At 67.8% G+C, this 3,237-nt stretch carries 2 protein-coding genes and 1 pseudogene; all 3 read right to left on the bottom strand.

Annotated elements, in window-relative coordinates:
* Positions 1 to 396, bottom strand: a 396-nt coding sequence (locus VIR09_RS27100) for a tetratricopeptide repeat protein (RefSeq protein ID WP_332015677.1), incomplete at its 3' end; no start/stop codon positions are given.
* Positions 393 to 2,096: a glycosyl transferase family protein gene (locus VIR09_RS27095; RefSeq protein WP_332015676.1), complete on the bottom strand. Its 1,704-nt coding sequence runs from the start codon at positions 2,094 to 2,096 to the stop codon at positions 393 to 395. The genes VIR09_RS27095 and VIR09_RS27100, both read right to left, overlap by 4 nt.
* 18 nt (positions 2,097 to 2,114) lie before the next feature.
* Positions 2,115 to 3,237: pseudogene (locus VIR09_RS27090) on the bottom strand (hypothetical protein); the annotation flags it as partial.

Raw genomic sequence — 3,237 nt, 5'->3', positions numbered from 1 at the left:
TTGTGCCGCGGGCTGCGCGGGCGTTGCGGCCACGGCTGGGGGGCGTTGCAGGTTGGCTTGCGCCTGGCGCAGCTCGGGTGTGCCCAGGCCGTCGGCGATGGCCGCGTCGGCCGCGCGCGCCGCCTCCTGGCGCTTGCCCTGCTTTTCCAGCGCATACACCAGCAGCAGACGCAGGCGGGCCACGTCGGGCCGCAGGCGGATCGCGTTTTCCGCCATGACCTGGGCGGTTTCGTAATGGCCGGCGTCGTACTGTCTGTAGGCCTGGTCGGCCAGTTGGTAGGCATCGCCTTCCAGCGGACGTTCGGCAGCGGCAGCGGGTTGCGCGGCCGCTGCGGGGGCCGCCGCCGCGCACAGCAGCAGGGCGGTGAAAGCCAGCGAACGGGAAATAACGGTCATGGAGGAGAGGGCCTGTGCGATAGCGGGTCCGCGGGGTGCTCGGTTTGCAGCGGGGCGCCTTGCTGGAACGACAGCGCTTCATGCAAGGTCTTTTCGTCGAGCCAGCCTCGTTCCATCAGGATTTCGCCCAGCGGCCGCTTCTCGCGCGCCTGGATCTCCAACGCCTGCTCCAGCATCTGATGGTCGATCGCCTGCCAGGACAGCAGCAGGTCGCCCAGGCGCTGGCGTTGCTGCGCCAACTGGTCGGTGGACGGGAAGTCATGCATGGTCTTGTCCCAGGCCAGCCGCTTGCCTGTGATCAGATGGCCGATGAACAGGCGCCAGGCCCGCGCCGCCGCCATGGCGTTGATGAAGTTGCCGACGATCATGCGCGGCATGGACAGCAGGGCATGCTCCCAGCCGTACATGCGGCCGACGAAATACGCGCGTTGCACCACGCGCAGCAGCAGCGCCGCCGCGTTCAGCCACATCAGCGTCACCAGCCAGCCGCCAGGGCGGAAGTACGAAGGGTAGTAGACCTTCCACCAGCCGAAACGGTCGGCCAGGTAGAAGAGGAAGAAGTTGGCCAGCAGCAGATAGGCCAGGATCGCGATGAACGAGGTGAACAGGCCCTTGCGGTCGCGAAACAGCAGATACTTGGTCGCCAGCGACCCCGTCCATCCCACCTGCTGCCAGCCTTGCAGGCCGATGCCCAGCGTCCAGCGGGCCTTCTGCCGGTAGGCGGTGCGGAAGGTGTTGGGGAAGTATTCGCGCACGCCCAGCGGCATCTTGATGGCCGAGATTTTCTCCCGCCCCAGGCCGAACCAGGCGCGGCGGCGCGTCACGTACTCGACCTCGAACTTGCCGAAGATCTGGCGCATGCCGCGCTGGGCCAGCCGCGCGCCGATGTCGTAATCCTCGGTCAGCGTGTCGGTATTGAAGGGCTGGTTGTTCGTCTCCGCCGCCAGCACTTCCAAGGCGTGGCGCGAGAAGCAGGTGCCCACGCCAGCCGACGGCACCATCCTGGACAGGCTTTCGCGCACCACCAGGTCCTTGGTATGCCATTCGGCGAACTCGTCCATGTAGGTGCCGGCCACCAGCTCGTGCCATTCCCGTTCCAGCGAGGTCACCGGCAACTGGATGAAGTCGATGCGCGGCAGCAGGTAGTTGTAGTATTTCAGTTCCAGCGGGTGCAGCACGTCTTCGCTGTCGTGCAGGATGACGCCGGCGAAGGGCACGGGCTGCAGCGCGTTCTGCGCGAAGATGGCCTGCACGATCCAGTTCAGGCAGTCGGCCTTGCAGGTCGGTCCGTCGTGCGGCACTTCCACGCGTATCAGCTGGCGGTAGCGGCGCCGCATGCGCTCCACCTCCTTGATGGTGCGCTCGTCGTTCTGGTAGGTGCCCGCGAAGATCATGTAGTTCTTGTATTCCAGCGTGGACACCATGTTTTCCAGCATGGGCGCGATCACGTCGTATTCCAGCCAGGCGGGCACCATGATCGCCAGCGGCTGTTCCTGCTTGGCGCGCAGCTGCTCGGCGGTCAGCGCCGCATACTGGCGCTTGACGGTGAGCCCGCGGCGCAGTTCGCGCACCCAGAACCAGCCGTCGATGAACAGGTCGTCCAGGCTGGACAGCAGGATGATGACGCCGACCACCGCCGTCACGATCTCCAGGCCGCGGTAGTAGTCGGCGATGAGGTAGGGCCAGTAAAGCGAGGACATGGCGCCGGCGCCTCCGGGTTACTTGCTGTCCTTGTTCTTCCTGCGGCTGACGCGCAAAGCAGCGATCAGGATCAGGAGCAGGACCAGGAGGCCCACGCTCATGGCCGGCACGCTCCACGACAGGTAGTTGCGCCATTCGAAGAAGGCGCTCGCGCCCGCCCCCGGCGGCTGGCCGGCGGCGGGGTTGGCGCTGTCGATCCAGGCCAGCGGCCCCGCCGCGCCGATGATGGCGATGTTGCCGCGGTTCAGCACGAAGGGCGTCTGCGGCATGGCCGGGCGCTGGCCCAGCGTGTGCCACAGCAGGCCGTCCTGGCCGCCCGCGCGCACCACTTCGGCCGTGCTGAGGTTGTCCAGGCCGGAAATGTCCAGCCAGGGCGCGCTCTTGCCGTCCACCGTCAGCTGCTTGCGGTCCGTGACCTTTACCATGGGCTTGGCGCCGTCCACGGCGACTTCCATCGCCACGAAGGGGCCGCCGGGCTTGGCCGCCTGGCCTGCGGGCGTGAGCGACAGCGCCGCACGCGTGGCCGACAGGCCGCTGGCCGTGGCGATGCCGATGATGCGTTGCAGGCTGGCCGGGGCATCGGCCAGATACGTATCCGGGACGAGCAACTGTGGACTGCCGGCCAACAGCGGCAACAGTCCCACGAAGGTGCCGTCCGGCTGCGCGCGGCCCGGCTTTACATAGCTGGTGGGCAGCACATTGACGGGATAGCCTTGCGGGATTTCGTTGCAGTCCACCGATACCGGCTGGCGCTGGAAGGTGACGCGTACCGCGTTGGTCAGGCCCAGCGCATAGCCGGGCACGCGCGCCGTCAGGCGTTCGGGATGGCCGTCGGCGTCCATCTGCTTGGCGGCCAGCAGGATGCCGTTCCAGAACACCGAGGCGACCGGGCGGGTCGCGGAGGCGCCGGGCGCGGCGGCCAGGTCCATGACCAGTTCGTCCGGCATGCTGCCGTCGGCGGAAACGGCGGCCAGCGCGAACGTGGCGTTCCAGTCGCCGCGCGCGACCACGTCGAAGCTGGTGGACGATCCGCCCAGCGCCGTCAAACGCATGCCGTCCTCGCCCGAGGCTTGCGGCGGCTCGGCCGCCTTGACCTGCGCCTGGCGCGTGACCAGGATGCGGCGCCAGGCCGTGTCGAAG

Source organism: Achromobacter sp. (assembly GCF_036567245.1).
In the GTDB taxonomy this organism is placed as follows: Bacteria; Pseudomonadota; Gammaproteobacteria; order Burkholderiales; family Burkholderiaceae_B; genus Achromobacter.
Note: the sequence above shows the minus strand (reverse complement) of the source record. Positions and strands in the feature narration are given on the sequence as shown.